This is a genomic window from Sorangium sp. So ce381 (assembly GCF_051473845.1).
GTDB classification, from domain to species: domain Bacteria; phylum Myxococcota_A; class Polyangia; order Polyangiales; family Polyangiaceae; genus Sorangium; species Sorangium atrum.
Map to the genome: position 1 here is coordinate 7266750 of NZ_CP150336.1, position 23512 is coordinate 7290261.

17 protein-coding genes are annotated in these 23512 nt (G+C 72.0%); 6 read left to right on the forward strand and 11 right to left on the reverse strand.

Features of this window, described 5'->3' with window-relative positions; genetic code table 11:
* Positions 1–87 precede the first annotated feature (87 nt).
* The 5 genes from WMF29_RS27075 to WMF29_RS27095 form a co-directional block, all read right to left on the reverse strand.
* Positions 88–561, reverse strand: coding sequence for a DUF4150 domain-containing protein (locus WMF29_RS27075; protein WP_437323031.1), 474 nt, complete (start codon positions 559–561; stop codon positions 88–90).
* A gap of 77 nt (positions 562–638) precedes the next feature.
* Positions 639–1892, reverse strand: a complete 1254-nt coding sequence (locus WMF29_RS27080; protein ID WP_437323032.1) for a TIGR02270 family protein — start codon at positions 1890–1892, stop codon at positions 639–641.
* The gene (locus tag WMF29_RS27085) at positions 1889–2371 is read right to left on the reverse strand and encodes a DUF6484 domain-containing protein (protein ID WP_437331173.1); all 483 of its coding nucleotides are present in this window, start codon (positions 2369–2371) and stop codon (positions 1889–1891) included. The genes WMF29_RS27080 and WMF29_RS27085 overlap by 4 nt, the downstream gene beginning before the upstream one ends.
* 217 nt (positions 2372–2588) lie before the next feature.
* Positions 2589–4727, reverse strand: a complete 2139-nt coding sequence (locus WMF29_RS27090; RefSeq protein ID WP_437323033.1) for a type VI secretion system Vgr family protein — start codon at positions 4725–4727, stop codon at positions 2589–2591.
* 192 nt (positions 4728–4919) lie between these two features.
* Positions 4920–6728 (reverse strand): DUF2169 domain-containing protein, encoded by a 1809-nt coding sequence (locus WMF29_RS27095; protein WP_437323034.1) that lies wholly within the window; start codon positions 6726–6728, stop codon positions 4920–4922.
* A 127-nt stretch (positions 6729–6855) separates the two neighbouring features.
* On the opposite strand from WMF29_RS27095, the gene WMF29_RS27100 reads away from it, so the two are divergent.
* Entirely contained in the window at positions 6856–8907 is a 2052-nt protein-coding gene (locus tag WMF29_RS27100; protein ID WP_437323035.1) for a B12-binding domain-containing radical SAM protein, read from the forward strand.
* A gap of 106 nt (positions 8908–9013) precedes the next feature.
* A complete protein-coding gene (locus tag WMF29_RS27105) occupies positions 9014–9598 on the forward strand; it encodes a Uma2 family endonuclease (RefSeq protein ID WP_437323036.1) in 585 nt (194 codons plus the stop codon).
* Between the two features lie 49 nt (positions 9599–9647).
* On the opposite strand, the gene WMF29_RS27110 is transcribed toward WMF29_RS27105, so the two are convergent.
* Positions 9648–10955 carry a DUF362 domain-containing protein gene (locus WMF29_RS27110; RefSeq protein ID WP_272093945.1) on the reverse strand — a complete coding sequence of 436 codons (1308 nt, stop codon included), beginning with the start codon at positions 10953–10955 and terminating at the stop codon, positions 9648–9650.
* A gap of 424 nt (positions 10956–11379) precedes the next feature.
* Between WMF29_RS27110 and WMF29_RS27115 the strand changes: the two genes are divergently transcribed.
* The 3 genes from WMF29_RS27115 (at position 11380) to WMF29_RS27125 (ending at position 16861) form a co-directional block, all read left to right on the forward strand.
* A complete protein-coding gene (locus WMF29_RS27115) occupies positions 11380–11544 on the forward strand; it encodes a DUF1328 family protein (RefSeq protein WP_437323037.1) in 165 nt (54 codons plus the stop codon).
* 65 nt (positions 11545–11609) lie between these two features.
* Positions 11610–11927 carry a hypothetical protein gene (locus WMF29_RS27120; RefSeq protein ID WP_437323038.1) on the forward strand — a complete coding sequence of 106 codons (318 nt, stop codon included), beginning with the start codon at positions 11610–11612 and terminating at the stop codon, positions 11925–11927.
* Positions 11928–11932: 5 nt separating this feature from the next.
* On the forward strand, positions 11933–16861 hold the full coding sequence (locus WMF29_RS27125; RefSeq protein WP_437323039.1) for a translocation/assembly module TamB domain-containing protein: 4929 nt from the start codon (positions 11933–11935) through the stop codon (positions 16859–16861).
* Between the two features lie 71 nt (positions 16862–16932).
* Here the strand turns inward: WMF29_RS27125 and WMF29_RS27130 are convergent, their stop codons facing one another.
* A complete protein-coding gene (locus WMF29_RS27130) occupies positions 16933–17559 on the reverse strand; it encodes a hypothetical protein (protein WP_437323040.1) in 627 nt (208 codons plus the stop codon).
* 302 nt (positions 17560–17861) lie between these two features.
* Complete coding sequence (locus WMF29_RS27135) at positions 17862–19862, reverse strand: hypothetical protein (protein WP_437323041.1); 2001 nt, start codon at positions 19860–19862, stop codon at positions 17862–17864.
* A gap of 211 nt (positions 19863–20073) precedes the next feature.
* Between WMF29_RS27135 and WMF29_RS27140 the strand changes: the two genes are divergently transcribed.
* Positions 20074–20235 (forward strand): hypothetical protein, encoded by a 162-nt coding sequence (locus WMF29_RS27140; RefSeq protein ID WP_437323042.1) that lies wholly within the window; start codon positions 20074–20076, stop codon positions 20233–20235.
* 65 nt (positions 20236–20300) lie between these two features.
* Here the strand turns inward: WMF29_RS27140 and WMF29_RS27145 are convergent, their stop codons facing one another.
* Genes WMF29_RS27145 through WMF29_RS27155 form a run of 3 tightly spaced genes read right to left on the reverse strand, consistent with a single transcriptional unit; the run spans position 20301 to position 23016 of the window.
* Complete coding sequence (locus WMF29_RS27145) at positions 20301–21458, reverse strand: hypothetical protein (protein ID WP_437323043.1); 1158 nt, start codon at positions 21456–21458, stop codon at positions 20301–20303.
* Entirely contained in the window at positions 21455–22180 is a 726-nt protein-coding gene (locus tag WMF29_RS27150) for an RNA polymerase sigma factor (RefSeq protein ID WP_272093953.1), read from the reverse strand. Before WMF29_RS27150 ends, WMF29_RS27145 begins: the two co-directional genes overlap by 4 nt.
* The gene (locus tag WMF29_RS27155; protein WP_437323044.1) at positions 22180–23016 is read right to left on the reverse strand and encodes a hypothetical protein; all 837 of its coding nucleotides are present in this window, start codon (positions 23014–23016) and stop codon (positions 22180–22182) included. Before WMF29_RS27155 ends, WMF29_RS27150 begins: the two co-directional genes overlap by 1 nt.
* Positions 23017–23512 lie beyond the last annotated feature (496 nt).

The following is a 23512-nucleotide window of genomic DNA, read 5'->3' on the forward strand; positions in this document are numbered from 1 at the left end:
TGGTGATTGAGGTCGTGTGCGATATCCGCCGTGTGCTGCTTCTGGGACATAGTTTGATCTCCGTCCGCTCCGCCGTGGCCCCTCCGCTCAGCCGAGCGACTCGGAGCAGCAGGCGCACTGCTTGGTCACGGCGGGCCCCGGCGCCGGGATCACCACCACGGGCCCCTGCACCAGCGGGAACGGCGGCGTGTTCTTGTCGTTATGAAGCATCATGTCGAGGGCTCGCGCCACGCCCTTCCCCTCGAACTTCACGTCGAAGGAGTAGTTCACGAACTCCGCCTTCCCCTTCGTCTTGTTCGACGCCACCCCGCCCCCCGCGGTCCCCGCCTCATCGCCGGTGCTGGTGCTGAAGTTCGAGTCCGCCACGCAGACGGGGTTGCCGTCGCACTTCACCTTCTTGGTGCCCTTGGCGGTGTCGCTGGCGACGGCGATGTTGGGGTACGGGATGGGGATCGGCCCGCCCGGGCTCGGGGTCTTGCAGACGTCGGGGAAGCTCGGGGTAACCCCACCGCTGTCCTTGTGGACCACCGACATCGAGTTCACTCCCACTGTCACGCCCATCGAAACCTCCCTCTCACGAGATTCGATTCCTGCCCGGTTGCCGATGTGGCCTTGCTCGCCAGCCGCCTGGGCAGCGTTCAGCAGCTCGCGGGTCCCCTGTCGTGCCCCAACACCGGCCCCCGCACCTCGACCACCTCGCGCCGCACCCTCCGCATCGCTATCTCCACCGCCGCCGCACCCCTCGCCGGCTGGCTCCCCTTCTGCAGCACCTCCCCGAGCCACTCCACTGCCAACGGCCTGCCGAGCAGGTGTCGCGTCCCCCGCTTCAGCTCCTTCCCCCGACTCCCCCACCACGTGGCGATCTTCTCCCTGTCCGGCCAAGGCAAGCTCTCGTCCGGATCCATCGCCACGTCCTCGTCCTCCGGATCGTCGCTCGGCCCGCCCTGAAACCCCGCCGGCGGCTCCCCCCGCAGCTTCGCCTCCTCGAGATCCACGCCGGTGATCATCGTGAACGCCCCGCCCGCCACCCGCGCGAGCTCCGGCGTCCCCATGCACTCGATGATCCACGGCATCAGCGCCGGATCCCCGAGCGCCGCCGCCCCCGCGAGCGCCACGCGCGCCCCCCGCATCGTCCCGGCGATCGCGCGCAGCCATGTGGACGCCATCCCCAGATCCGTCTTCCGCATCGCCACCGCGCAAGCCCGCTCCGCGAACGGCCCTCCACGATCCGCGATGGTCCCGAGCACCCTCAGCGCCGCCGCATCGCCGAGCAGCGCCGCCGACCACGCCGCCGCAAACCGGCACGCCTCGTCCTCGCTGCCCAGCGCTCCGCGCACCTCGTCCAGCAGATCCCCCCGCCCGAGCTCCCCGACGGCGCGCAGCGCCCGCGCCCTCAGGCGCAGGTCGCTCGACATCACCGCATATCCCAGGGCCGCCCCCGGATCCTGCCGGTGGACCGCGCACCCCGCGATCCCGATGCGGTGCAGCTCCGGCCCGACCCGGTGTGAGAGCAGCCCCGGCAGGATCCCCCGCACCTTGTCGAAGCTCACCCACCCCAGCGCCGACACGATCGCCCGCGCCAGCGCCGGAACGCCGCCACCCACGTCGAGCACCTGAGCGATGCCCTTCAGATCCCTCCGCTCCACCGCGAGCACCATGGGCGCAAACAAGCTCCCGGGCTCCTCCTCGTCGATGGCGCCCTTGCAGATCTCCCACCCCGCATCACCCGCCAGCCGCAGACCGTCGACATGCGCCTCCAGCCGCTCGTCCAGCTCACCAAGGCTCTGCAAATCGTAGAGCGGATCCACCGCCGCGGCGTCCCGGTACGACCACAGGAACGCCGCCTCCAGGGCGTGCTGCTCGAAGATCTCGGCCTCGATCGTCGAGATCAATTGATCTGCACCGATCCACCCTGGATCCGGTTCACGCCGGACGACCGGGTCAGCAGATACGCCCCACGAATCAAGATCTTCCCAGCGCGCGTCAGCGTGATGCTGGCCTTCCCGCACTGGAGCACGATCTCCTTCTCCGCGGTGAACACCAGCCGCTCACCATCGGCGGTCGCCGTCGCCCCAGCCTGCACCGCCGCACCGGCGCTCTCCCCCGCCACGTGCATCCGCCCCATCACCACCGGCCTGTCGCGCCGCCCGCCCTCGAACAGCAGCGCCACCTCCCGCCCCTCGTCCTCGGGCCCGAGCGCCGTCATCGCCCGCGCCGGAATACCCCCGCGCGCCCCCTCTCCCAGGACAGCCGCCTCGACGAGCGGCTCCCCGCTTGGCCCAAACCCCACGATCCGCCCCACCACGACGCCCTCGATCGGCCCAGCCTTCTCAGCCTCCGCCCGGACGCGCTCCTCGTGCGCCGCGACCACCAGCTCGATCAGCCCCTCCGCGCCCTCGATCGCTCCCGCTTCTCCCCCGCCCTCGTCCGCCACTTCCCCGCTGGCGGCAGCAGCCTCCCCTTCCCCCTCCTCGATCAGGATCGCCTCGCCGCTCGCCTCCGCCGCCGGTGCCCGCCCGTCGTCTCTCATCACCCAGCTCCTCTCCGCTCCCCCTCATCCCGAAGCGCCCGCGATCCCCCCATCGACCTCAGTTCACCCCCACATTGCTCCCCTTGATCTTCACGTTCCCCGACGCCTCGACGTTCACCGCCCCCTCGCTCTTCACGTCGAGCTTCTTCCCCTCGACCCGGATCGGCCCCTCGCCCTTGACCGTGATCTTCTTCCCCTGCACCGTCACGTTCCCGTTCTTCTCGACCGTGATCGTGGCGTCCCCGCACTGGATCGAGAGCTTCTCCCCGATGATCATCGTCTTCTTCTCCTTCACCTCCTCCTTCGCGCTCTTCCCGATCGTCACCGTCATGTCCTTGCCCACCGTCACGGTGTAGCCCTCGTCCACGCTCGTCGACTTGCCCTTGGAGACGCTCTCCGAGCTCGAACCGCCCACCGTCTCGCTCTTGTTCTTTCCGATCGACGCGCTCTGGCTCTTTCCCACGTCGATCGACTGGCTCCCCCCGACCGACTCGGTGTGATCCCCCTCCACGCTGACCGAACGGTTGCCCCCGACCGAGAGGGTCTCGTCCTCGCCGATGCTCTCGGTGTGGTTCTTCGCGACGTCGATGCTCTTGTTTCCACCGATCTGCTCGCTCTGGTCGTTCCCCACCACCTTGCTCCGGTCGTGGTCCACCTCGAGCGCCTCGTCGTTCCCGATCCACTGCTTCTTGTCGTGCTCGATCGCGATGTTCCAGTCCTTCTGACCGTGCAGGAAGATCTCCTCCGAGCCCTTCTTGTCCTCGAACCGGAGCTCGTTGGATCCCCCGCCGCCCTTCGAGCTGTTCGACTTGATGGTGCTCTTCGTCTTCTCCGCAGGGAGCGAGTACGGCGGCACGTTCGTGCCATGGTAGACGCTCCCCACCACGAGCGGCCGGTCCGGATCGCCCTCAAGGAAGTCGACGACCACCTCGTGGCCGATCCGCGGAAGGAACACCGCGCCCCACGCAGAGCCCGCCCAGATCTGGCTCACGCGGATCCAGCACGAGCTCTGCGCGTCCTTCTTGCCCTCCCGATCCCAGTGGAACTGGACCTTGATGCGGCCGTGCTCGTCCGTATAAACCTCCTCGCCAGAAGGACCGACCACGATCGCGGTCTGGATCCCCTTGATCGTCGGCCATGGCGTCACCGACTGCGGGCGGAAGGGGACGTCGGACGGCACGACCTGGAACTGGTTCCGGTAGGCCGCGGCGTCGCCCTCGGAGACAGCGTCCACCGCGGGCTCGTGGCCCTCATGGCGCACGGACACCAGCAAATACTCCCGGTTGAAATCGTCGCGCGCGTGCTCCGCGAGCGTGAAGGTCTGGCCAGGGACGAAGCGCGGGCAGACGCCCTCGCCGCTGCCGGTCTTGCGTGATGTCTGGATCTGCTCGAGCCGGATCTTGGCGATGCTCGATCCCGCGCCGGGTGCGTCGTAGTCACCGGGATAGTCGTAGACCTCGAGGTCGTCGTCCGCCTCGGCCTGGGCGTTGCTCTCGAGCGACAGGCTGGGCTTCTTGAAGTTGTAGTCGCGCAGCGTCACCTTCCCGGAGCGCACCCGCTCGACATAACGGAAACGGGAGACGTGCTCGCTCTGGTGGAGCGCGCCGAGCGGCGGCCGGAACACGACGGTGCTCTCCCCCGCGATCGGCCCGTGCCCCGACGCACCGTCAGAGAACACGAGCACGTGGCCGCCCTCGTCGTGCTCGAAGAAATAACAGATGCCCTCCTCCTCGAGCAGGCGCGACACGAAGGCGAAGTCGCTCTCCCGGTACTGCACGCAGTACTCCCGCGGGCGATAAGCGCCGCTCAGCACGAAGCGATAACCCTTGCTCGAGATCCCGGCCGCGCGCAGGACCTTCTCGATGATCTCCGGGGTGGAGAGCGCCTGGAAGATTCGGCTGTTCCTGCGATGCTCGAGGCGGGAGACGTCGGGTACGACCGTGGCGTGATAGGCCGTGACCCGCTTGCCCTCCTCGCCTTGCTCGAAGCTCGCGACGACACCGTGCAGGTGCCGAGGCAGCTCGCCGACCTGCCAGGTGAGCAGCGCCGTCTTGCCCACGACATCGGCGAACGCGATGTCCCTGTCCGCGCAAGCGACGAGCACGTCGAAATGGAAGAGCTCGGAGATGCCCTCGCGCCCCTCGAACCGCGTAACACGGAGCTCGTGCTCCAGTCCGTCGACCTGAAACGAGTGCATGGCCTCTCCCCTGTTCAGAGCGCGTGCGCGGACAGACCGCGGGCAGCATTCAGCCCGAGCCATCCTACATGCTGCGACCGCTCGACCGCAATGGACGGCTGAGCCCGATGCAAGCGAAGCTGATCGGGAGAGCCGACGCGACATCGGCGCCGCCGCTCGGAGCGACGCTGGCTCGGCGGTTCCTGGGGGGTGTTAGCTGTGAAGCAGCCCTGCGGCTGCCATCGCGGCAAGGAACTGAGCACCGAGCCCCTCGGGCAAGGCGCTCGCCTCGCCGGGGCCCGGCGGATACATGATGGACGGCGGGGCATGGGCCTGCACGACGACGGGAGGCGCTGGCGAGAGAAGCGAAGGGGGCGCTGGAGGCGCGCTCGATGACGCTGCCTGGCGCGGAGGCTCGACCGGCGCGGCGACCGGTGCTCGGGGCGCATCGAACGGCGTCGCGGCGGAGGCGATCGCCCTCGCCGCGTCCTCGGGCTCGAGCGAGGTCGTCTCCTCGAGCAGATCGCGAACGCCGCCGGGCCGCGCCGGTGCGACGGGGGCAGCGGAGGGCGGCGATATCGCCGGCGTCGCCGGGCGCGCAGGCGCCGAAGGCCCTCGCGTTGCGCTGAACGGCATCGCGCCGGCGGCCACCACCCTGGCCGCGTCCTCGGGATCGAGCGCGTCCGTCTCCCCGAGCAGATCGCGAACGCCGCCGGGCCGCGCCGGTGCGACGGCTGCCTCGCGCGGGGCGACGGCCGGCTGCGACGTCGAGAGCGGCGCCGAGCGAGCAGGCTCCGAAGGCCCTCGCGTCGTGCTGAACGGCATCACCCCGGCGGCCACCACCCTGGCCGCGTCCTCGGGCTCGAGCGCGTCCGTCTCCCCGAGCAGGTCGCGGACGCCGCCGGGCCGCGCGGGAGGGGCCGCAGCAGCGCGCGGGGCGACGGCCGGCTGCGACGCCGCCGGGGTCACCGAGCGCGCAGGCTCCGAAAGCCCTCGCGTCGCACTGAACGGGGTCGCCGCCGCCGCAACCAACCTGGCAGCGTCCTCGGGGCTGAGCTGGCTGGTGCCGTCCAGCGTGATGGCCTTGGGGTTTTGCTGCGAGGCCGATCCCGAGGGCGCAGCGCGCGCAGCGGAAGCGCCGCCGGCGGCGAACGGATCGGCCCATGCGATCGGCTGCGCCGGGAGCTCCACGCCCGCGAGGACGCGCAGCGACTCGATCTCCGCCTCCTCGACGGGCGTATGGCCGCGCCACACCACCGAGCAGCGCCGCCGATCCACGTCGATGTGCGCCGTGTCGGCGCGGAGCGAGATCGGCTCCCCGGCGCGCGGCGAGGCAAGCTTCTGTCGGTACAGCCGCGCGACGCCGCGCGCCTCGGGCAGCTGCGTCCGGAGCTTCGGTCGCTGCGCCATCATGCCTCCGAGCACGATCCACTCGTCGCCGCGCAGCGCCGGGATGCGCTGATCCATGGGCGCCGCCTGGAAGTAGCTCCAGTCGAGCCCCTCGGGGATGTCGAGCAGCGCGCCGTGGACGCGGCGCGCGTCGACCGCGCCGAGCAGCCGGCTGCGCAGCGGCGAGGTGCGGGGAAGCGGCCCCAGGCCGTCGATACGGACGTGGGAGCGGGCTGGCCCGACGCGCGCGGAGCCGTCGAGCTGAGCTTGCTTGTCGATGCGGAGCTGGCCGTCCTGCACGACCGTCAGCCGGACCATGGCGTGCGGCGACGAGAAGCCCGGCGGCAGCTCTGCATGGCCGGTCACCACGACGCCGCACGGATCGAGGTACGGCGCGAGGTCGCTCGCGACCTGGAGGCGCTGGCCAGAAGGATCCGGCTGCTCCTCCGCCGCGATCGGATCCGGGGCGACGAGCGACATGCGCCCCTCGGGGACGAGCGCGAACGTCGCCTTCACGACGACGGTCACATGGAGCCGGCCGCGAAGGCGGAAGCAGACCGTCGCGGCGGCGGAAGGGCCGAGGGGGGTGACAGCGACTCGCGGGCTGGGCGCAGACATCGAAGCGCGTGTCATGTCGGAGACGATACTACGTCGGAAGCTCGGAGTTGCGCCGTCGGGCGCGCCCGTGCCCTGCGCCGCGCCGCGGGGCCGGCCGCACGGGCCGGACACCCCTCCCGCCCTGTGCTAGAGCGGCGCCCGAATGCGCATCGCGCTCGTTTATCCGCCGACCTGCGATCCCACGGCCCCGTACCTCGCGGTGCCGATGCTGACAGGCTTCCTCCGCGCGAACGGCGTGGAGGTCCTGCCCGTCGACGCGAACATCGAGGCATTCGACGCGCTCCTCACGCCGCAGCGCATGGCCGACCTCCGCGACCGCCTCGAGGCGCGCCTCGGCGAGCTCGACCGCCGCCCCACGCTCCCGCACACAGGCCAGCTCGAGTACGTCGCCCTCGCCCGCGCGCGCGGCGACGCGCACGCCGTCCCGGATGCGGTGGACCTCGCCAAGGCCACGCTCCGCTCCCCTGACGCCTTCTACGATCCGGACGCCTACGCCCGCGCGGTCGCGACGATCGAGGCGGCGCTCGGCGTCGTGTCCGCCACGCACCACCCGCTCAAGCTCGACTTCACGGCATACCGCACGCCGTTCGGCCTCACGTCGATGGACGAGATCGCCCGGTCGAGCCGGCCGGAGCACGACCCTTTCGACGCCTGGGTGCAGCAGACGCTCGTGCCCCGGCTCCGCGACGCGCGCGCCGACATCGTGGGCCTCTCCGTGTGCTTCCCGGGTCAGCTCCAGCCCGCGTACGCGTTCGCGCGCAAGATCAAGGAGGCGCTGCCCGGCGCGCACGTCACGTGCGGTGGCCCCGGCGTCACGCAGCTGCTCCTCCGGCTGTCGGGCGAGCGGCTCGCGCGCGCCCTCGGCCCGTTCGACTCGGCGTGCCTGTTCGAGGGCGAGCACACCCTCCTCGCGCTCGCGCGCGCGCTCGACGAGGGCCGGCCGCTCCGGGACGTGCCGAACGTCGTCGTGCGCGATCGCCTGATGGGCGCGCGCTGGACGTCCGGCCACGGCATGGAGGACCTGAAAGCGCTCCCCCCGCCCGACTTCGATGGGCTCCCCCTGGAGGCGTACCTCGCGCCGGCGCTCGTGCTCCCGTACGACCCGACGCGGGGCTGCTACTGGGGCAAATGCACCTTCTGCCATTACGGGCTCGCGGAGGTCGGCACGGCGGCGTACCGCGAGCGCGCCGTCGAGACGATCGTGGCGCACCTCGGGGCCCTCGCCGCGCGGCACGGCACACGCCACTTCTACCTGTCGCAGGACTCGGTCGCGCCGAAGACGCTCGTGAAGATGGCGCAGGCGATCCTCGACGCCGGCCTCGACGTGCGGTGGGCCACCGACCTCAAGCCGGAGAAGTACCTGACCAGGGAGCGCGCGGACGTGCTGCGCCGCGCGGGCGCCGTCGCGTGCGCGCTCGGCGTCGAGTCCGCGTCGCCGCGCGTCCTCGGCCTCATCGACAAGGGCGCTCCCGTCGAGGTCGTCTCCGACGTCATCGACCACCTCGCGTCCGCGGGCGTGGCCGCCGAGGCGATGTGCTTCACGGACTTCCCCACCGAGACGCACGCCGAGGCCGTCGAGACGCTCGACTTCCTGCGCGCGCGGCGGGAGGCGCTCGCGGTCTACATCGTCGGCGAGTTCGGGCTGACGCACGGCGCGCTCGTCGCGCAGACCCCGGAGCGCTTCGGGATCGACGAGGTGTTCGCGCTCGAGGGCGACGAGCTCGGGCTCGGCCTGTTCTTCGTCCCGCGGGAGCCGTGGAAGACCGACGCCGAGCGCGCCGACGTGGACGCGCGGCTCTCCGACCTGTCGCGCGGCTGGACCCTGCGCAGCTATCCGTGGGCCGGCGCCGTGTCGACCGCGCACACGATCCTCCAGTACGACCGCTTCGGCCCCGGCGTCTTCCGCGATCGCGCGGCGCGCCGCCCCGACGAGAGCATCCCCGGAGCCAGCGCCATCGAGCGCGGGCTGCGCTTCGATCCGCGCGCCGCCGAGCACGCGGAGGCGCGCGAGGCGGAGATCTGGGCGACGCTCGTTTACGAGGAGCGGCGCGTGGGGCGCGACGCCTACGAGCGGCTCGCCCGGTCGTTGCCGCCGCTCCGGCCGAAGCCCGTGCGCGTCAGGTTCGTCGCGGGCGCCGCGCCGGCCGTGACGTCGGGGCGACGGCCGTCGCACGCGAGCAGCGCGGCACGCTGAGCCTCGGCCAGGCGGCGCTCCTGGGGCCGCCCACCCCGCGGTATCCAGCCGCCGCCCCGTCCCCCCGCCTGCCGTCTGCGCTCGGGAGGGCATGGTAGGATCTGGCATGGCCCAGAAGGCGCCCCAGGCGAAGCTGTCGCCGGAGGAGTACCTCGCGCTCGAGCGCTCCTCCGAGGTGAAGCACGAGTACGCTGGCGGCGAGGTGTTCGCGATGTCGGGCGGCACGCGCGAGCACAGCCTCATCGCCGCCAATGTGGTGGGTGAGCTTCGCAGTTCGCTGAGAGCGCGTCCCAGTGAGGCGCACGCGTCCGACCTGCGGATCAAGAACGTGACGACCGGCCGCTACGTCTACCCCGACGCCTCGGTCGTCTGCGGCCAGCCCCTGTTCGAGGACGAACACCGCGACACCCTGCTCAACCCCACAGCCGTCTTCGAGGTGCTCTCCGACTCCTCGGAGAGCTACGACCGCGGGGGCAAATTCGCCCTGTATCGGGGTATTCCATCGATCGCCGATTACGTCCTGCTGTCCCAGAAGCAGGTAGAGGTCGAGCACTTCCGCCGCCAGCCGGACGGGACCTGGCTGCTCCGCGTGCTCGGCCCGAGCGAGCGGCTCCAGATCGCGTCGATCGGATGCGACCTGGCAGTCGACGAGCTCTACCTCAAGGTCTTCGCTCGGCCCACCGGCGGTTGAGCGGCTCCGCTCGGCTCTCGGCCCGAAGCGCGGAGCCACCGCTCCAGGACTACACCGCCGCCGCCCCGCCCCCGCTGGCCGCCTGCGCGCGCGCCCGCTTGCGGACCATGATCTCCGGGGACTCCGCGACGGCCATCCCCACGAGGCGCATGCCCTCCAGGAAGTGCTTCACCCCGCTCCGGACGAGCTCGTGGCTCGCCTCGCCGACCTCCGGGTAGCCCCGCCCCTCCGCGTCGGGCTGCACCTTGCCCCAGTTCGCGAACAGGCGCCCCCACGGGCTCTCCAGCACGGGGGCCATCTTCTCCTTCGCGTAGCGCGGATACCAGAACATGTCGTGATACGTGACCGACGCCACGTAAGCCCAGGGCGCGAGCCATGTCTTGAGCGACCACTCGATCGGCTTCTTCAGGGGACCCCAGTAGATGCGGTGCTGGTTGCGCGAGGCGAACGTCATCTCCTTGAACGGTCCATCGAAGTTCCACTGCTCGTTCGCCGCGTCCACGTCGCCCACGAGCTCGATGTCGCGCACGTCGCCCGTCCCGAGGCCGAGATCGTGCGCCAGCCGCACGAACTTGAGGTCGCGCAGCGGATCGAACCCCATCAGCTTCGCCGCCACGGCGTCGATCGCCACCTGGTCCGAGGACGCGAGCAGCACGTTCTTCACGTGCGGCACCATGCAGCGCGGCCCCGGGCCGTCGCCCGCGAACGTCCCGTCCATCACCGCGAAGACCCCGCGGTGAATCTTCTTCTGGATCATCAGGAGATCCACGAGCGTCTCGTGGATCACCGGGTGCGTCCAGTGCCGGTGCTCGTTCAGGAGGCCGCCGAACGCGTTCTTCATCGCGCCCGTCGTCGTCGTGAAGATGTGGGTCTTCACCGTCGGCAGGTGGATGATGTTCTCCCCGATGAAGCGCTTCGGGATCGAGAACCCCTTCGGGTACACCTCGTTCAGACAGAGGAACTTCTTCCGCAGATCGCCGACCGCGTCCCCGATCGGGATCCACTCCTCCCCTTCGTAGAGGTGGACGTTGCGCAGGCCGTGCGCCTGCACGACGTCGATCTGCTTGTTCTCGCGCTCGCCGAGGTGGGCGTCGATGACGACCGTGCGGTTGTGGCAGGCGTGGATCAGGTCCTTCGAGTACCCGTCCTGCGTCATCGCCCGGATGACCCCCTCGAGCTGCCAGGGCGTCGTGGATGAGCTCGGGTAGAAGAAGTGCCAGGAGATGTTCACCTTGAGCGCCGTGTCGGCGTCCTTGGCGACCACATCCTGGTAACCGGCCAGGTTCATCAGCCGGTGGTAGTCCGAGAGCACCGTCGCAGGCGACGTGCGGATCACAGCGACCTTCGATTTCGGCATGGCCGGGCCCTTATAGCCCGTCCGGAGTCGCCCGTTCCGGGAAGTTGCAGGGCGTCCGCGTGGAGGCTCCGTGCAGGCGCGGTCGGCACGGAGCAGCAAGGCGCGGGCGCGCGGCTCGCCCGACGCCCGCGTTCCGCGCTCCGCGCAGATCCACCCTGTCACGATCGAGGCATCTTGCCCCAGGCGCGAGGCGCCGCACGCGCGCCCGGACGGAAGCGGCTGGGGCCGATCTCGACGCTGCCCGCCTCGCGCTGCCGAGAACGCGCCGGCCGACAGCCTCTGCCGCCGGTCGGCACGGGGGCTGCAATGCTCCAACAGCAAGGAACCGCAAGGAACCGCGGCGAACAGCCGCCATCAGGAACCACGTTGAGGTCGTCTCCACGAAGACAACGGATCGACCCCTGAAACCCCTTTGGAGGACATCATGCTCGGCTGGACTGTCACCTTCTTCATCATCGCGATCATCGCTGCAATCTTCGGCTTCGGCGGGATCGCCGCCAGCGCCGCGGGGATCGCGAAGATCCTGTTCGTCGCGTTCCTGGTGCTCGCCGTGATCTCGCTCGCGCTCGGGCGCCGCATGCCGGCATGACCGGAGACAGGGTGGAGGCCATGAAGAACGCGTCGCAACCGCGGAATGGTGAGAGGAACGGTACGTTGGACAGCACGTTGGACAGCACGTTGAACGGCGCGCCGAACATCGCGCCGAACGGTGAACCCTGGAAGCCCGGCGTGCCGCCGCCGGCGGCGAGCCCCCCCGGCGAATCGCCGGCGACCCCTGATTCACCAGGCTCGCCGGGCCGCGCGTCGCCGGACCGCGAGATCCAGCTCCCGGGGACGGCGCAGCCCGGAGGGGATCCGGGGACGAGGCACCAGCCCGAGGTGCCAGCGCCCGCGCACACGCAGGAGATCCCGGCGCCGCCGCCTCACGAGGTCCCCGGCCACGATTTCCCGCGCGCTCGGAGCGGTCCATAGGCGATATGCCAGAGACTCCCGCCCTCCCTCCCGCGCCCGGCGCCGGCGCCCCGCGCCGGCAAGGCCGCTTCCGCCGGGCGCTGGCCCGCGCGGCCGCGGTGTCGGCCAGCGTGATCGGCCTGGGCGCCGTCTTTGTCACGGCGGTGGCGGTCGGCGCGGTCGTTCACCTGAACACCTCGTCGACCCGCAACCTGACAAGGCAGCTCGTCAACGACACGCTTCGGTCCAGCCTCGAGGGACGGATCGCGATCGAGCACATCGACCGCCTCGGCCTCTTCACCGCCGACATCTCCAGGGTGACGGTGAGCCACCCGAACGGAACCGAGCTCCTGCGCGTCAGCGGCGTCCACGCGGACTTCAACGCGCTGTCGATCGCGACGGAGCTCCTCCTCGGCGACGGCGACCTCGCCGTCACGATCCCGCTCGTCCGGGTGGCGGACGCGGACGTGCTGCTCGAGCAGGACGAGCAAGGCGCGCTCACCCTGGCCGAGGCGTTCACGCCGACGCCGTCGGAGGAGCCGCCCACCGAGCCCGCGCGGCCGCTCCGCCTCGAGCTGTCGCGCGTCGTGCTCGATCGCGCGGCGGTCCACGGCACCGTCGCGCCAGGGAGCCCCATCGACGCGACGATCGAGGACCTCGCCGGCGGCATCGTCGTGGCGGACCGGAGCCGGTACGCGCTCGAGCGCGTGCGCATCACCGAGCGGCGCCTGCTGCCGGTCCCGGTCGAGGCGACGAGCATCTCCGGGAGCGTCAGCGTGCCCGCGGACGCGCCGATGGAGCTCACCGCGAAGCTCGAAGGGAGCGTCGGGGCGATCCCGCTCACGGCCGAGGGGACCCTGAAGGACGAGCGCCTCACGGCGCGGGTCTCGTCCGCGCGCGTGACGCCCGAGGCAGCCCTCGCGATCGATCCGAGCGCGCCGCTCGCCCGGCCGCTCTCGGTGCTGGTGACGGCCGACGGAGCGCTCTCGGACCTGGCCGTCACGGCGCACGTCGCCGTCCTCGATCCGCTCGTCGCGGGCGACGCCGTGACCGGCGAGGTCACCGCCCACGCCCGGCTGGACGCGCTCGATCCGAAGCGCATCACGGCCGAGGTGCGGATCGCCGAGCTCGACCCGCGCGCCTTCGTCGGGACGGCGCCCGCCGCGCGGGTGAGCGCGGAGGCCCGAGGGGAGATCCACCTCGACGAGGAGGGCGGGCCGCGCGTCATCGCCGAGGCCAGGACGGAGCCGTTCCTCGTCGCGGGGCAACGCGTGCCGGCGACCGAAGCGCGCGCGACCCTCGAGCGCGGCGCGCTGCGGGCCGCGGCGACGATCCACGAGCCCGGCGCGCCCATCGAGGCGAGCGTCGCCCGCTCGAAGGAGGGGGTGCTCCAGTTCGAGGCGCAGAGCGAGATCCCGTCGCTCAGCGCGGTGCAGCGCGTCCCGCGCGGCATCCACGGCAGCGCCGCGCTCCACGTCGAGGGCGCGCTCAGGGACGACGCGCTCGACGCCAAGGCGACCGTGCGCGTGGCCGGGCTCCGCGTCGGGTCCGATCTACAGCTCGGGCGCGGCGAGGTCCGGGCCAAGGCCACGGGGCCCCTCGACAAGCTCACGATCGGCGGCGCGTTCCGCGGGGCGGACCTCCGCGCCCAGCAGTACGCGTTCCGCAGCGTGGCGGCGAGCGCCGCGGGGCCCGTCACGGCGCCGCACGTCCGCGTGTCGCTGACCAGCGCGGAGCGCCGGATCATGGCCTCGGCCCACCTCGATCTGCCGCGGAGCGAGGCGCGGCAGCTCCGCGTGGAGGTGGCGCGCGGGGAGGACGAGGTGACCGCGCAGGCCGCCCGCGTCGCGTGGGACCGCGGGATCGCCCTCCGCGGGCTCGCGCTGCGCGGCGACGGCGTGGGGGAGCTCGAGGGGAGCCTCTCGCTCGCCGGGGACGAGATCGAGGGCGACCTCCGCGGCACCGCGCTCGACCTCGCGCGCATCGCCGACATCACCGGGGCGCCGCTCGGCATAGGAGGCCTCGCCAACCTCGACGTGTCGGTGCACGGCCGGGGGGCGCGCCGCGCGGGGCGCGTCCAGATCGAGCTCGAGGACGGCTCGGTCCCGGGCGTGGCGCCGCGGCTCTCGATGAACGTGACGGCGCGCCTCGACGGGGAGGCGCTGAAGGCGGACGGCCTGGTCCGGCTGCTCGCGCCGCCCGAGCCGCCGCCGGCGCAGGCGCGGGAGGCCCAGCGCCCGGGCGCGACGCCCGAGGAGGCGTGGACCACGGCCTTCGACACGGCGCCGCAGCGGAAGCCGCCGCCCCCGCCGGTGTGCCACGGCGCCATCGCGCGCGTGCTGGTCGACGGGAGCGCGGCGAGGCTGCGCGGGCCGCTGCTCTCGGCGCGCACCTGGCAGACCGTCACCGGCTCGGCCCGCATGGACGCCGACGCGTGGCAGCTCGGGTGCCTGGCGCAGGCGTCGCCGGTCCCGCTCGCGCTGAGCGAGCTCGCGGGCCGGCTCACCGCGCGCCTCGCGGTCGCGCGCGAGGCGGGAGAGCGGCTCCCGTCCGTGCGGGACCTCCTTGTCCGCACGGAGGGCCTGCGCGCGGCGGGGCCGATCGACGAGCAGACGGGCGCGCCGGCGTGGGTGTCGAGGAAGCTGGACGCGCGGATCGCCGGGGATCTCGACGCGAAGACCGGCGACGCCCACGTCACGCTGTCGGTGTTCGATCGCCAGCTCGTGGCGGAGCTCTCGGCCGCGCTCGACGCGGATCTGCCGGCGCTCCTCGCCGATCCGGCCGCGGCGCTCCCGCGGACGGCGATCGCGGCGCACCTGCGCGTGCCGCGCCGCCGGCTCAACGATCTCACCGAGCTGGCCGCCTTCGGGAAGCGGACGCCGGTGCTCTCCGGCTCCGCGGGGCTCGACGTGTACTTCGCGGGCAAGCTCGCCGATCCCCGGGTCGTGGCCCGCGCGACGGCCGCGAACGTGAGCGGCACGACCGGCCCCTCGCTCCTCGGCAAGCTCCGGGTCGACACGCTGCTGGTCTATGACGGGCGCGACGCCGCGCTCGACGCGTACGCGTTCCGCGGGCCGATCACCTACCTGACGGCGAAGGCGAAGCTGGGCGCGGACGCCGCCGCCTTCCTCGGCGGGGCCCCTTCCGCTCGGCGCTTCAGCAACGGCAGCCTCGAGGCGAAGATCGCGGATCTGCCGCTCGCGGAGGTCCCCGTCCTCGCCGACATGCAGATCGGCGGCGAGGCGCGCGGCGAGATCTCCGTGCGCGGGCTGTTCGAGGCCGCGCCCGAGGTCAGGGCGCACCTTCAGTTCCCGGGCCTCACGCTCGGCCCCGACGCGCGGTACGAGACCGCCGAGGCGTCGCTCGACATCGCGCCTCCGGGCGGCGCAGGGCGCACCGCGGCCGTGGCCAGCGTTCGGCTCGCGGGGCGCGACGGCGGCCGGCTCGAGGCCAAGGCCCAGGCGCCCATGGTGTGGGACGCGAACGCGATCCCGACGCTCACCGACGATCGGAACGCCTCGGTGTCGCTCGCTGTCGATCGCTTCCGCCTGAGGGCGCTGGAGCCGTTCGTGCAGGGCTCGGTGAACCGGCTCGACGGCACGCTCGACGGCGAGGTGCGGCTCGGGCTCGGCGCGCAGGCGGGCTTCTCCGGCGAGATGCGCCTCGAGGGCGGCGTCGTCCAGGTGGCCACGATCGGCCAGCCGTTCGAGAACGCCTCGTTCCGCGTCGCCGCGAGCCCCTCCGGCGAGCTCCGCATCGACGACCTCCGCGCCGACGCAGGCAACGGCCAGGTCCGCGGGAAAGCGACCCTCCAGATGGAAGGGTTCGCGTTCCGGAACGCCCGCGCCGAGCTCTCCATCCCGAGGGGCCGGGCCCTCCCGATCGCGCTGGAGGGCGTCCCGATGGGCGAGGTGCGCGGCCGGGTGGAGCTCGCGGCGGAGAAGCGGGCCGAGGAGATCGCCGTCCGCGTCGACGTGCCCTCGCTCGATCTGACGCTGCCGCCCACGATCGGGCGGAGCGTGCAGCCGCTCGGCGAGAACCCGGACATCGCGACGTCGGCGCCGCTCAGCCAGAAGGACTACGAGGCGCGGCGAGCGCCGGCCGAGCCGCCGGAGCAGGCGAAGGAGAGCGCGGGCGGCACGCCGATCGCCATGGAGGTCCACCTGGGCAGGATCGGCGTCGAGGGCGACATGGTGCAGGCCTCGCTGTCGGGGGATCGGGCGCACCCGCTCCGCATCAAGATCGCGGGAGAGACCGAGATCCGGGGCAACGTGAACATCGTGTCGGGCAGGCTCCAGGTGCTCGGCAAGGAGTTCGAGATCGAGCCTGGCGTGGTCGCCCTGCAGGGGGATCCGTCGAATCCGTTCCTGAACGTGAGGGCGTACCACGACACGCCGGAGGGGACGCGCATCTTCATCGACTATGTGGGGCAGCTCAACCCGATCACCGAGGACAAGATCACCTTCCGTTCGGAGCCGCCGCGCCCGGAGAACGAGGTGATCGCCGAGCTCCTGCTCGGCAGGGAGTTCGCGGAGGGGACGCTGGCGGGCGGCACGTCCGCCGGGCAGCCCGCGTCGGGCGGCGGCAGCGCCGCCGGCGGGGTCGCGGCCAGCGTGGGGACGGGGCTCGCGTCCGCGCAGATCAACATGATCCTCCAGAGCATCGGTCCGCTCCGGAACTTCGAGACGAAGCTGGGCACGACCGAAGAAGGCGCGCTGAAGACGACCGTTGGCTACCAGCTCGGGCAGCAGGTGACCGCGAGCGCGAGCTACGAGGCGGGGCCGACGGGGCAAGGACAGGGGCCAGGGTCCGGGGGCGGCAACACCGGCGCGCAGGCGCGCACCGAGGTGAGCCTCGAGTGGCGCTTCCGCCGGGACTGGTCCGTGCGGGCGGCGATGGCCACCGGCGCGAACCCGGCGACGAGCCTCGACCTGCTCTGGAAGCACCGTTACTGAGCGCCGCCGCGCGCCGGGCGCGCCCGTTCGTCAGGACGGCGCATCCCGTTCGGCAGCGGCTGCGCGCCGGCTCAGCGCGCGACGCAGATGCCGCCGCAGTCCGCGCCGATCGCCGGATCGCAGTCGTCGCCCGGATCGTCGATGCAGGTGAGCCCCTTGGGGCACTGGCGCGCCGTGATGCCGCCGCACGCGGGGGGCCGGGGCTCGGGCACCACGCAGATGCCGCCGCAGTCCGCCCCGCCATGCCTCGGATCGCAGTCGTCGCTCGGATCGTCGATGCACTCGAGCCCCTCGGGGCACGCGAACCCAGCGAACCCCCCGCACATCGTCGGCTTGGGCTTCGGCTCCACGCAGATGCCGCCGCAGTCCGCCCCGCCATGCTTCGGGTCGCAGTCGTCGCTCGGATCATCGACGCACTCGAGCCCGTCGGGGCACGGGAAACCCGCGAATCCCCCGCACATCGTCGTCGACGGCTCCTCGACGCAGACGCCGGGGCAGTCCGCCCCGCCGTGCTCGGGGTCGCAGTCGTCGCTCGGGTCGTCGACGCAGGCGAGCCCGTCGGGACAGCTGGTCCCGAGGAAGCCGCCGCACGTTTCTGATTCGGACGGATCCACCGATTCACCGGTGTCGCCGTCGTTCCTGCCGCAGCCCACGAGCCCGATCACGATCAGCAAGAGAGCCAGCCCTTTGTGGCGCATCAGAACCTCCGCGTTGCGTTTGTCCGAACGCCGCATTGAAGCACCTTCGGTGCCACGGGGGGCGGACGCAATTCGGGCGGAGCGCGCGATCCTCGTCGCGGGCACCGCGATCGCGGTGTCTTGCTGTGTCGCGGTTGTGCCAACGGCTTGACGGTAGGATCTGCGGGCGCGGGTGGAGGTCGTCTCCTCCGCGAGCCCAGGGGCGGCGTATGCATTCGTATGCATTCGTCTGCATTCTATGCATTCCGCGCGCCGCCCCTGGGCGGGCCGCGTCGATGGGGGCGTCGACGCGTCAGAGGGCGTCAGAGGGCGGTGGAGAGGCGGTCGAGCACGGCGTTCATGACCGGCCGATAGCCGTAGTCGGGCGCTGAGGGGTCGGCCAGCTGCGCCGGGCAGATCGAGCCTGCGACCCCGCGCTCCCCGAGGCTCCGGATCAGCTGCAGCTCGCGGAGGCCGGGGTAGGCCTTGGCGTGGTCCTGCGTCGTGGACCGCGCCCCGGGATCCGCCGGGTCGTTCGTGCCTTCGGGCTTGCACAGCGGGCTGTCGACGTTCATGCCGGCGAGCGGCCTGCAATCACACGACTGGGCCGTACCTTCGCAGATGCGCTCCTCGGCGAGGGGGAAGATGCAGGCGTACTGGAGATCTCCAGTGCTGCCCGCTGGGATCGTATATTCGCGGCCGTTGATCGCGTTCCAGCCCGCGGAGCTCGGGTGGATGGTCGCGGCACCGGTGATCGGGTTCATGCCCGAGCGGGGCGCCGTCGACTCGATCATGAACGGATCCCCGGCCACGACGTGGTTCGCTGGATCGCCGAGGAAGACATCCCACGTGCTGCTGAACGTCGTGGCGTACGGCGGGTCGAGGAGCTCGGCGGCGCTCTTGAGCCCGCCGACCGACTGGCCGAGCTGGTTCAGGCCGCCCCGGAGATCGGGCTCGCCGAGCGCATTCTGGCGCGCGAGGTCCTGCCAAGGCACGCCGACGATGCCGGTGAACACGACGTGCTGCGGCCCTCGGGTCCGGGTGTTGTCATCGCTCGGGTCCAGATCCGAGAAGATCGGGTTCGGCACGAGCTCTCCGCTCCTCGATACCACCATGCGCTCCGTGAGCGCCCGGGTGTACCGCTCGATCGGGTAGAGGAAGTCGATCCCGAAGCGGCGCTTCTGGTCCCAGCACCGGAGGTTCACCGGGTCTTCCGCCGCGCTGAGCCTGGCGGGGTTGCCATCGGGGCCGATGCAGGCCGGATCCGCGGGGCAACCGTCCTGCTGCTGTGCGCAGGACGTGCAGCACGGATGGTTCGGGTCGGTGGCGCACTCGCTCCGCGGCCGCCACAACCTGAAGCCCGCTCCCGTCTCGGCGACGAGGTAGTTCTTGCCTTCCTCCTTGATCGAGCAGTCGTTCTCGTCGGAGAGCATCACGATGAGCAGGAGCGAGTCCGGCCGGAGGAACGCCTTCCGCTGCCCCAGGAGCGTCGTGTCGAGCCCGGTCACTGCAATGTCCTCGCTCGACGACGACACGCCGATCGTCGCATACGGCTCGGGATCGACGAGGAAGCGATAGAAGCTCTCCAGCGGCGCCTCGAAGCCGCACCCGGATTGCCCGACCCCTTGCACGATGTCGCTGAGCTTCTCGGCGAGCGCCACCGGATCGGAGTCTCCCGCGGGGACGTGGCTTCCGGTCGGGTCCCACACGAGGAAGCCCTTGTCCTGGTAGGTCGGCAGGTCGTTCTCGGCCGACGCCTCATTGGAGCGCGCGAGGAGGTGGGCCATGTCGACGTTCGAAACGGACGTTGTCGCCTGACAGGCGGCCGACCCGTGGCCGCCGAGGCTGCTGCTGATGACACCGATGTGCATGTCCTGCACCGGAGTGCGCACGCGCAAGGTGCCGGCGGGGCATGCGCTCAGCCCGCTCGGGGGCTGGAAGGGGGGAGCAGCGCCCGTCGGATCGACGCAGAACGGGTTGGTCATACCGTCGACGAAATCGGCGAGCACCAGGCGCATCAGTTCCTGCTTGTCCGACATGGATCCGGAGTTGTCGACCACGAAGAGCAGATCGACCTTGTCCGGCGTGAACTGCGGCGGAACCCAGCCGCCCGTGCCCGTGCTGGAGTCGCCCCCGCCCACCCCGGTACCATCGCTGCCGCCGGTACCGTCGCTGCCGCCGGTACCGTCGCTGCCGCCGATCCCCGTGCTGGTGGTTGAGCTGGAGCCGGGTCCGCCGAGGGAGACATCGACTTTACATGCAACGAGCGAGACGGCGCTCAGGACGAGAAAGGGAGACAGTGCTCTTGATAGCCTCGAAGACATAATTCCTCCTTGCGCGGTGCCGTGACGCGCCGTCCAACACCGGCAGTGACCGAACGTGAAGGGACGCCCGCCCCGCTTCCCATTTCAAAAAAAACCACCTGGTCCCAAAACGACGCGGATAGCCCCTTTCCCACCGCCCATGGGCGTTAACCAAGCTCGTTCGGTCACGCTCAGAGCACGAAGCCTGCCCGCTCCCCCCTCGGCCACCAACGTGAACGTGAACGTTTACGTGAACGTGAACGTGAACGTGAACGTGAACGTGAACGTGAACGTGAACGTGAACGTAATCGTGGTCGTGGTCGTGGTCGTTCACGGCCTATCGTTGACGACCACGACCACGACCACGACCACGATTACGACCACGACCACGTAAACGTTCGAATGTAGGAGAATGCGACGCGACGCTTGGTTAACGCCTATCTCTCACCCTGCCCCGCGCTAGGGGGTGAAGGAGCGGAGACGGGGTACGTGCGGGCTCGACGGATAGGCGAGGAGGAACGCCGACGCGCGCTGCGCGGCCGACGCGCGATCGCCGCTCTGCCAGAGCGCCTCGATGGTGAGCGCCTCGCGCTCCTGCGCCAGCGCGCCGCCGGGGAAGCGGAGCCGCGCCTGCTCTGCGATCCTCAGCGCGCCGGCGGCATCGCCGCGCCGGAGCGCCGCGCGCGCGTCGCCGAGGAGCGTCAGCTCCTCGCGCAGCCGGCTCTCCCGCAGCGCCGGGCTGGACGCGCTCTCCGCGCCGACCGCAGCGCCCGTCGCCTCCGGCACGGGCGCCGCTTCGAGGACGTCCGCCCCGGCCGCGGGCGACGCGCTCGCGGCGCGCTCCGATAGCGACGCGCCCGGGCTCGCGGGCGTCGCGGCCGCGCGGGGGCCGGTCCGCGCGGGTGACCTGTCCGGCAGTGGTGCCTCGGCCGGCGGAAGCGGCCTCGATCGCAGCGGCGCCTCGACATGCGGCGGCGGCTCGGCAGGCGGCGCCAGCTCGACAGGCCGCGGTGGCTCGACAGGCGGCGGCTCGGCCTGCGCGGCAGGCCCACGCCTCTCCAGCAGAGGAACTGGCCCGGATGCCGGCGCCGCGACGACCTCTGCGGCCTCGACGATCCGAGCCGGCGGCGCCTCGCTCGACGGGGCCACGACGACATAGCCGGCGACAATCAGGCCCCCGCAGGCGGCGCCGAACAGCATCGCCTTCACGATACCCGCAGCGCCCGCCGCTGCGGCCACGCCGCCGGTGGCCGCTGCGCCGGAAGCGCCGGCGCCCGCCGCAGCGGACACCACCTTGCCTGCGGACACCGCCGCGGCGATCTCGCCAGCGCCCGCAGCCGCGCTCGCCGCGCCGCCCGCGCTCGCCGCACCGCCCGCGCTCGCCGCGCCACTTGTGCTCGCCGCGCCGCCCACGTTCGCCGGGAGCGCCCCTCCCGCCGCGCCTTGAGCCCCTCCGAGCGCGGCGGCTCCGGCGAGGCCGATCTGCGCGGCCATCGCGGCCCACACCCGCTCCTGCGCCCCGTCGGGCGGGTCCGCCGAGGGAGCTGCGCGCAGGAGCTCGCGCTCCATCTCGAGCGCGTTCGCCTCGGCGTCGAGCCAGCGCACCGGATCGCTCATCGCTCTCCTCCCGCGCGCTTCCAGACGGGTTGCCGCTCCACCTCCGGCAGCGGAAGGACGACCGAGGGATGCCCCTCGGGCGCCGGCGCGCGCTCGGCGGCCGCCGCCTTCAATACGGGCTGCGACCGCGTGGTGACCCGGGCCCCGCCCACGTGGAACTCGTCGCGCGCCTTCAGGCGCGCGACGGCGCGGCGAAACGCATCGCGGGCGAGGCGGAGGCGCGAGTAGACGGTCCCCAGCGGGACGTCGAGCAGCTCGGCGACCTCCTCGCCGCCCATGCCGTCGAGCTCGAAGAGCGTGAACACGGCGCGCTGCTCGAGCGGCAGCTCGTCGAGGATCGCCTCGAGCAGCGTGATCGCCTGCCGCCGCTCCGCCTCCGCGCCGACGTCGGCCCGGTCATCGGCGCAGTCGAGCAGCGGCTCGTCGTCGTGAGCGCGCCGCCTCATATGCGCGAGCTTGCGCCGGTCACGGGCGGCGTGAAAGCAGATGCTGTAGAGCCAGGTCGTAATCTTCGACCGACCCTCGAATTCGGACAGCCGCCGATGGACGACCAGGAACACGTCCTGGACCGCGTCGGCGACGTCGCTCTCGGGCACGCCGAGGCGTCGCAGCGAGCGCCACACGAACCGGAAGTGCTGCGCATAGACCTCTCCGAAGGTCATCCTGTCCTGCCGCTTCTCGCCATGCCCATCGCCTCCGTGGTGGGTCCCGTGGTTCGCCATCAAAAAATCGACACGCGGGCGCTCAGGCCGACGAGCAGCCCCACCGGGGAGGGGTCGAGCGCCACGTCCTGCGTCAGGGGCGCGCCGGCCTCGCCGCCCGCGCGGCGCTCGACCGTGAAGCGCGCCCGCGCGACCGGCGCGAGGAGCGTCGCGCGCGCGGACCAGCCCAGCGCGCTGGAGCCGAGGAGGGTTCCTTCCGCGACGGCCGAGCCGCCGAGGGCGAACCAGGGCGCAGAGGCCTCGCGATCCGGGACGAACCCCTTGCCTGAGCCGTAGGCGGCGCCCAGCACCGCCGCCGCGCAGGCCGAGAGCCGGAGGCCGTCGAGGCCGCCGGCGATCGTCGCGCAGCCGCGCGCCGTGGCTGCGACGAGCCCGAGGGAGACGACGCCCGGAGCGACCTCGGTGTCCTGGGGAGGCAGCCACACAGCGCCGACGCCTGCGGACCACGCGCGGCGCCGCAGGGAGACATCGGCCATCGCGGCCGCCCGGAAGGGATCCAGCATGCCCACGGTCTGCGCGGCGCCGAGCTCCATCGAGACGTCCCCGCGCGCCGCCCGTGGCGGAGGACGCGGCGGCGCGGGCACGACAGGAGCAGGAGCCGCCGCGGGCGCGACAGGGGCCGGCGCGGGCACAGGCACGACAGGAGCCGCCGCGGGCGGATCGCTGTCGAGCAGGATGGCGATGGTCAGCGCCACCGCCTCGACGAGCTCGCCGCAGGACGCCCCTACCTCGGACGAGAGCTGCCGGGTGCGACCACCTGCCTGAAGGACGGCGGTGTAGGTGGCACCATCGCGGAGAAAGCGGACCTCGAGCTCGGCGGCCCCGTCCGCGCTCACGAGAGCGCCTCCCGCGTTCGCAGGCGCATCACCGGGAGGAACGCCTCCCGCGTTCGCAGGCGCATCACCGGGAGGAACGCCTCCCGCGTTCGCCAGCGTATCACCGGGAGGAACGCCTCCCGCGTTCGCCAGCGTATCGCCGGGAAGGGCGCCATCCGCGTTCGCGGGCGCCTCACCGGGAGGAACGCCGGCGCCAGCGGGAGCGCCGGAGGTGCTCACGGGGTCGAGAGCCCGCCTCTCCATCACGCGTTCGACCGCGATGGCGAGCGAGGGCGCATCCGGGCAGTCGGCCGCAGAGGGCGCCCGCTGGACCGCGAGCCGCGGGAGCGGGGCGGCCACGACGACGCTCGGCCAAACGAGGGAAAAGGCGCACACGGCCAGGACGCAAAGCGCGCCCCGACGCGAGGGATGAGGGCAGGTCACAGGATGCCTCCCATTACCGCAAGGAACGGCGCAAGCGGAATTAGGACGCGCAGAGCGCCGTGGGCTTGGGCGA

Excerpts from the sequence above, each read along its gene's own strand:
- WMF29_RS27075 (WP_437323031.1), bottom strand. The coding sequence starts at position 561 with ATGGGCGTGACAGTGGGAGTGAACTCGATGTCGGTGGTCCACAAGGAC.
- WMF29_RS27090 (WP_437323033.1), bottom strand. The coding sequence starts at position 4,727 with ATGCACTCGTTTCAGGTCGACGGACTGGAGCACGAGCTCCGTGTTACG.
- WMF29_RS27095 (WP_437323034.1), bottom strand. The coding sequence starts at position 6,728 with ATGACACGCGCTTCGATGTCTGCGCCCAGCCCGCGAGTCGCTGTCACC.
- WMF29_RS27100 (WP_437323035.1), top strand. The coding sequence starts at position 6,856 with ATGCGCATCGCGCTCGTTTATCCGCCGACCTGCGATCCCACGGCCCCG.
- WMF29_RS27105 (WP_437323036.1), top strand. The coding sequence starts at position 9,014 with ATGGCCCAGAAGGCGCCCCAGGCGAAGCTGTCGCCGGAGGAGTACCTC.
- WMF29_RS27110 (WP_272093945.1), bottom strand. The coding sequence starts at position 10,955 with ATGCCGAAATCGAAGGTCGCTGTGATCCGCACGTCGCCTGCGACGGTG.
- WMF29_RS27115 (WP_437323037.1), top strand. The coding sequence starts at position 11,380 with ATGCTCGGCTGGACTGTCACCTTCTTCATCATCGCGATCATCGCTGCA.
- WMF29_RS27125 (WP_437323039.1), top strand. The coding sequence starts at position 11,933 with ATGCCAGAGACTCCCGCCCTCCCTCCCGCGCCCGGCGCCGGCGCCCCG.
- WMF29_RS27130 (WP_437323040.1), bottom strand. The coding sequence starts at position 17,559 with ATGCGCCACAAAGGGCTGGCTCTCTTGCTGATCGTGATCGGGCTCGTG.
- WMF29_RS27135 (WP_437323041.1), bottom strand. The coding sequence starts at position 19,862 with ATGTCTTCGAGGCTATCAAGAGCACTGTCTCCCTTTCTCGTCCTGAGC.
- WMF29_RS27145 (WP_437323043.1), bottom strand. The coding sequence starts at position 21,458 with ATGAGCGATCCGGTGCGCTGGCTCGACGCCGAGGCGAACGCGCTCGAG.
- WMF29_RS27150 (WP_272093953.1), bottom strand. The coding sequence starts at position 22,180 with ATGGCGAACCACGGGACCCACCACGGAGGCGATGGGCATGGCGAGAAG.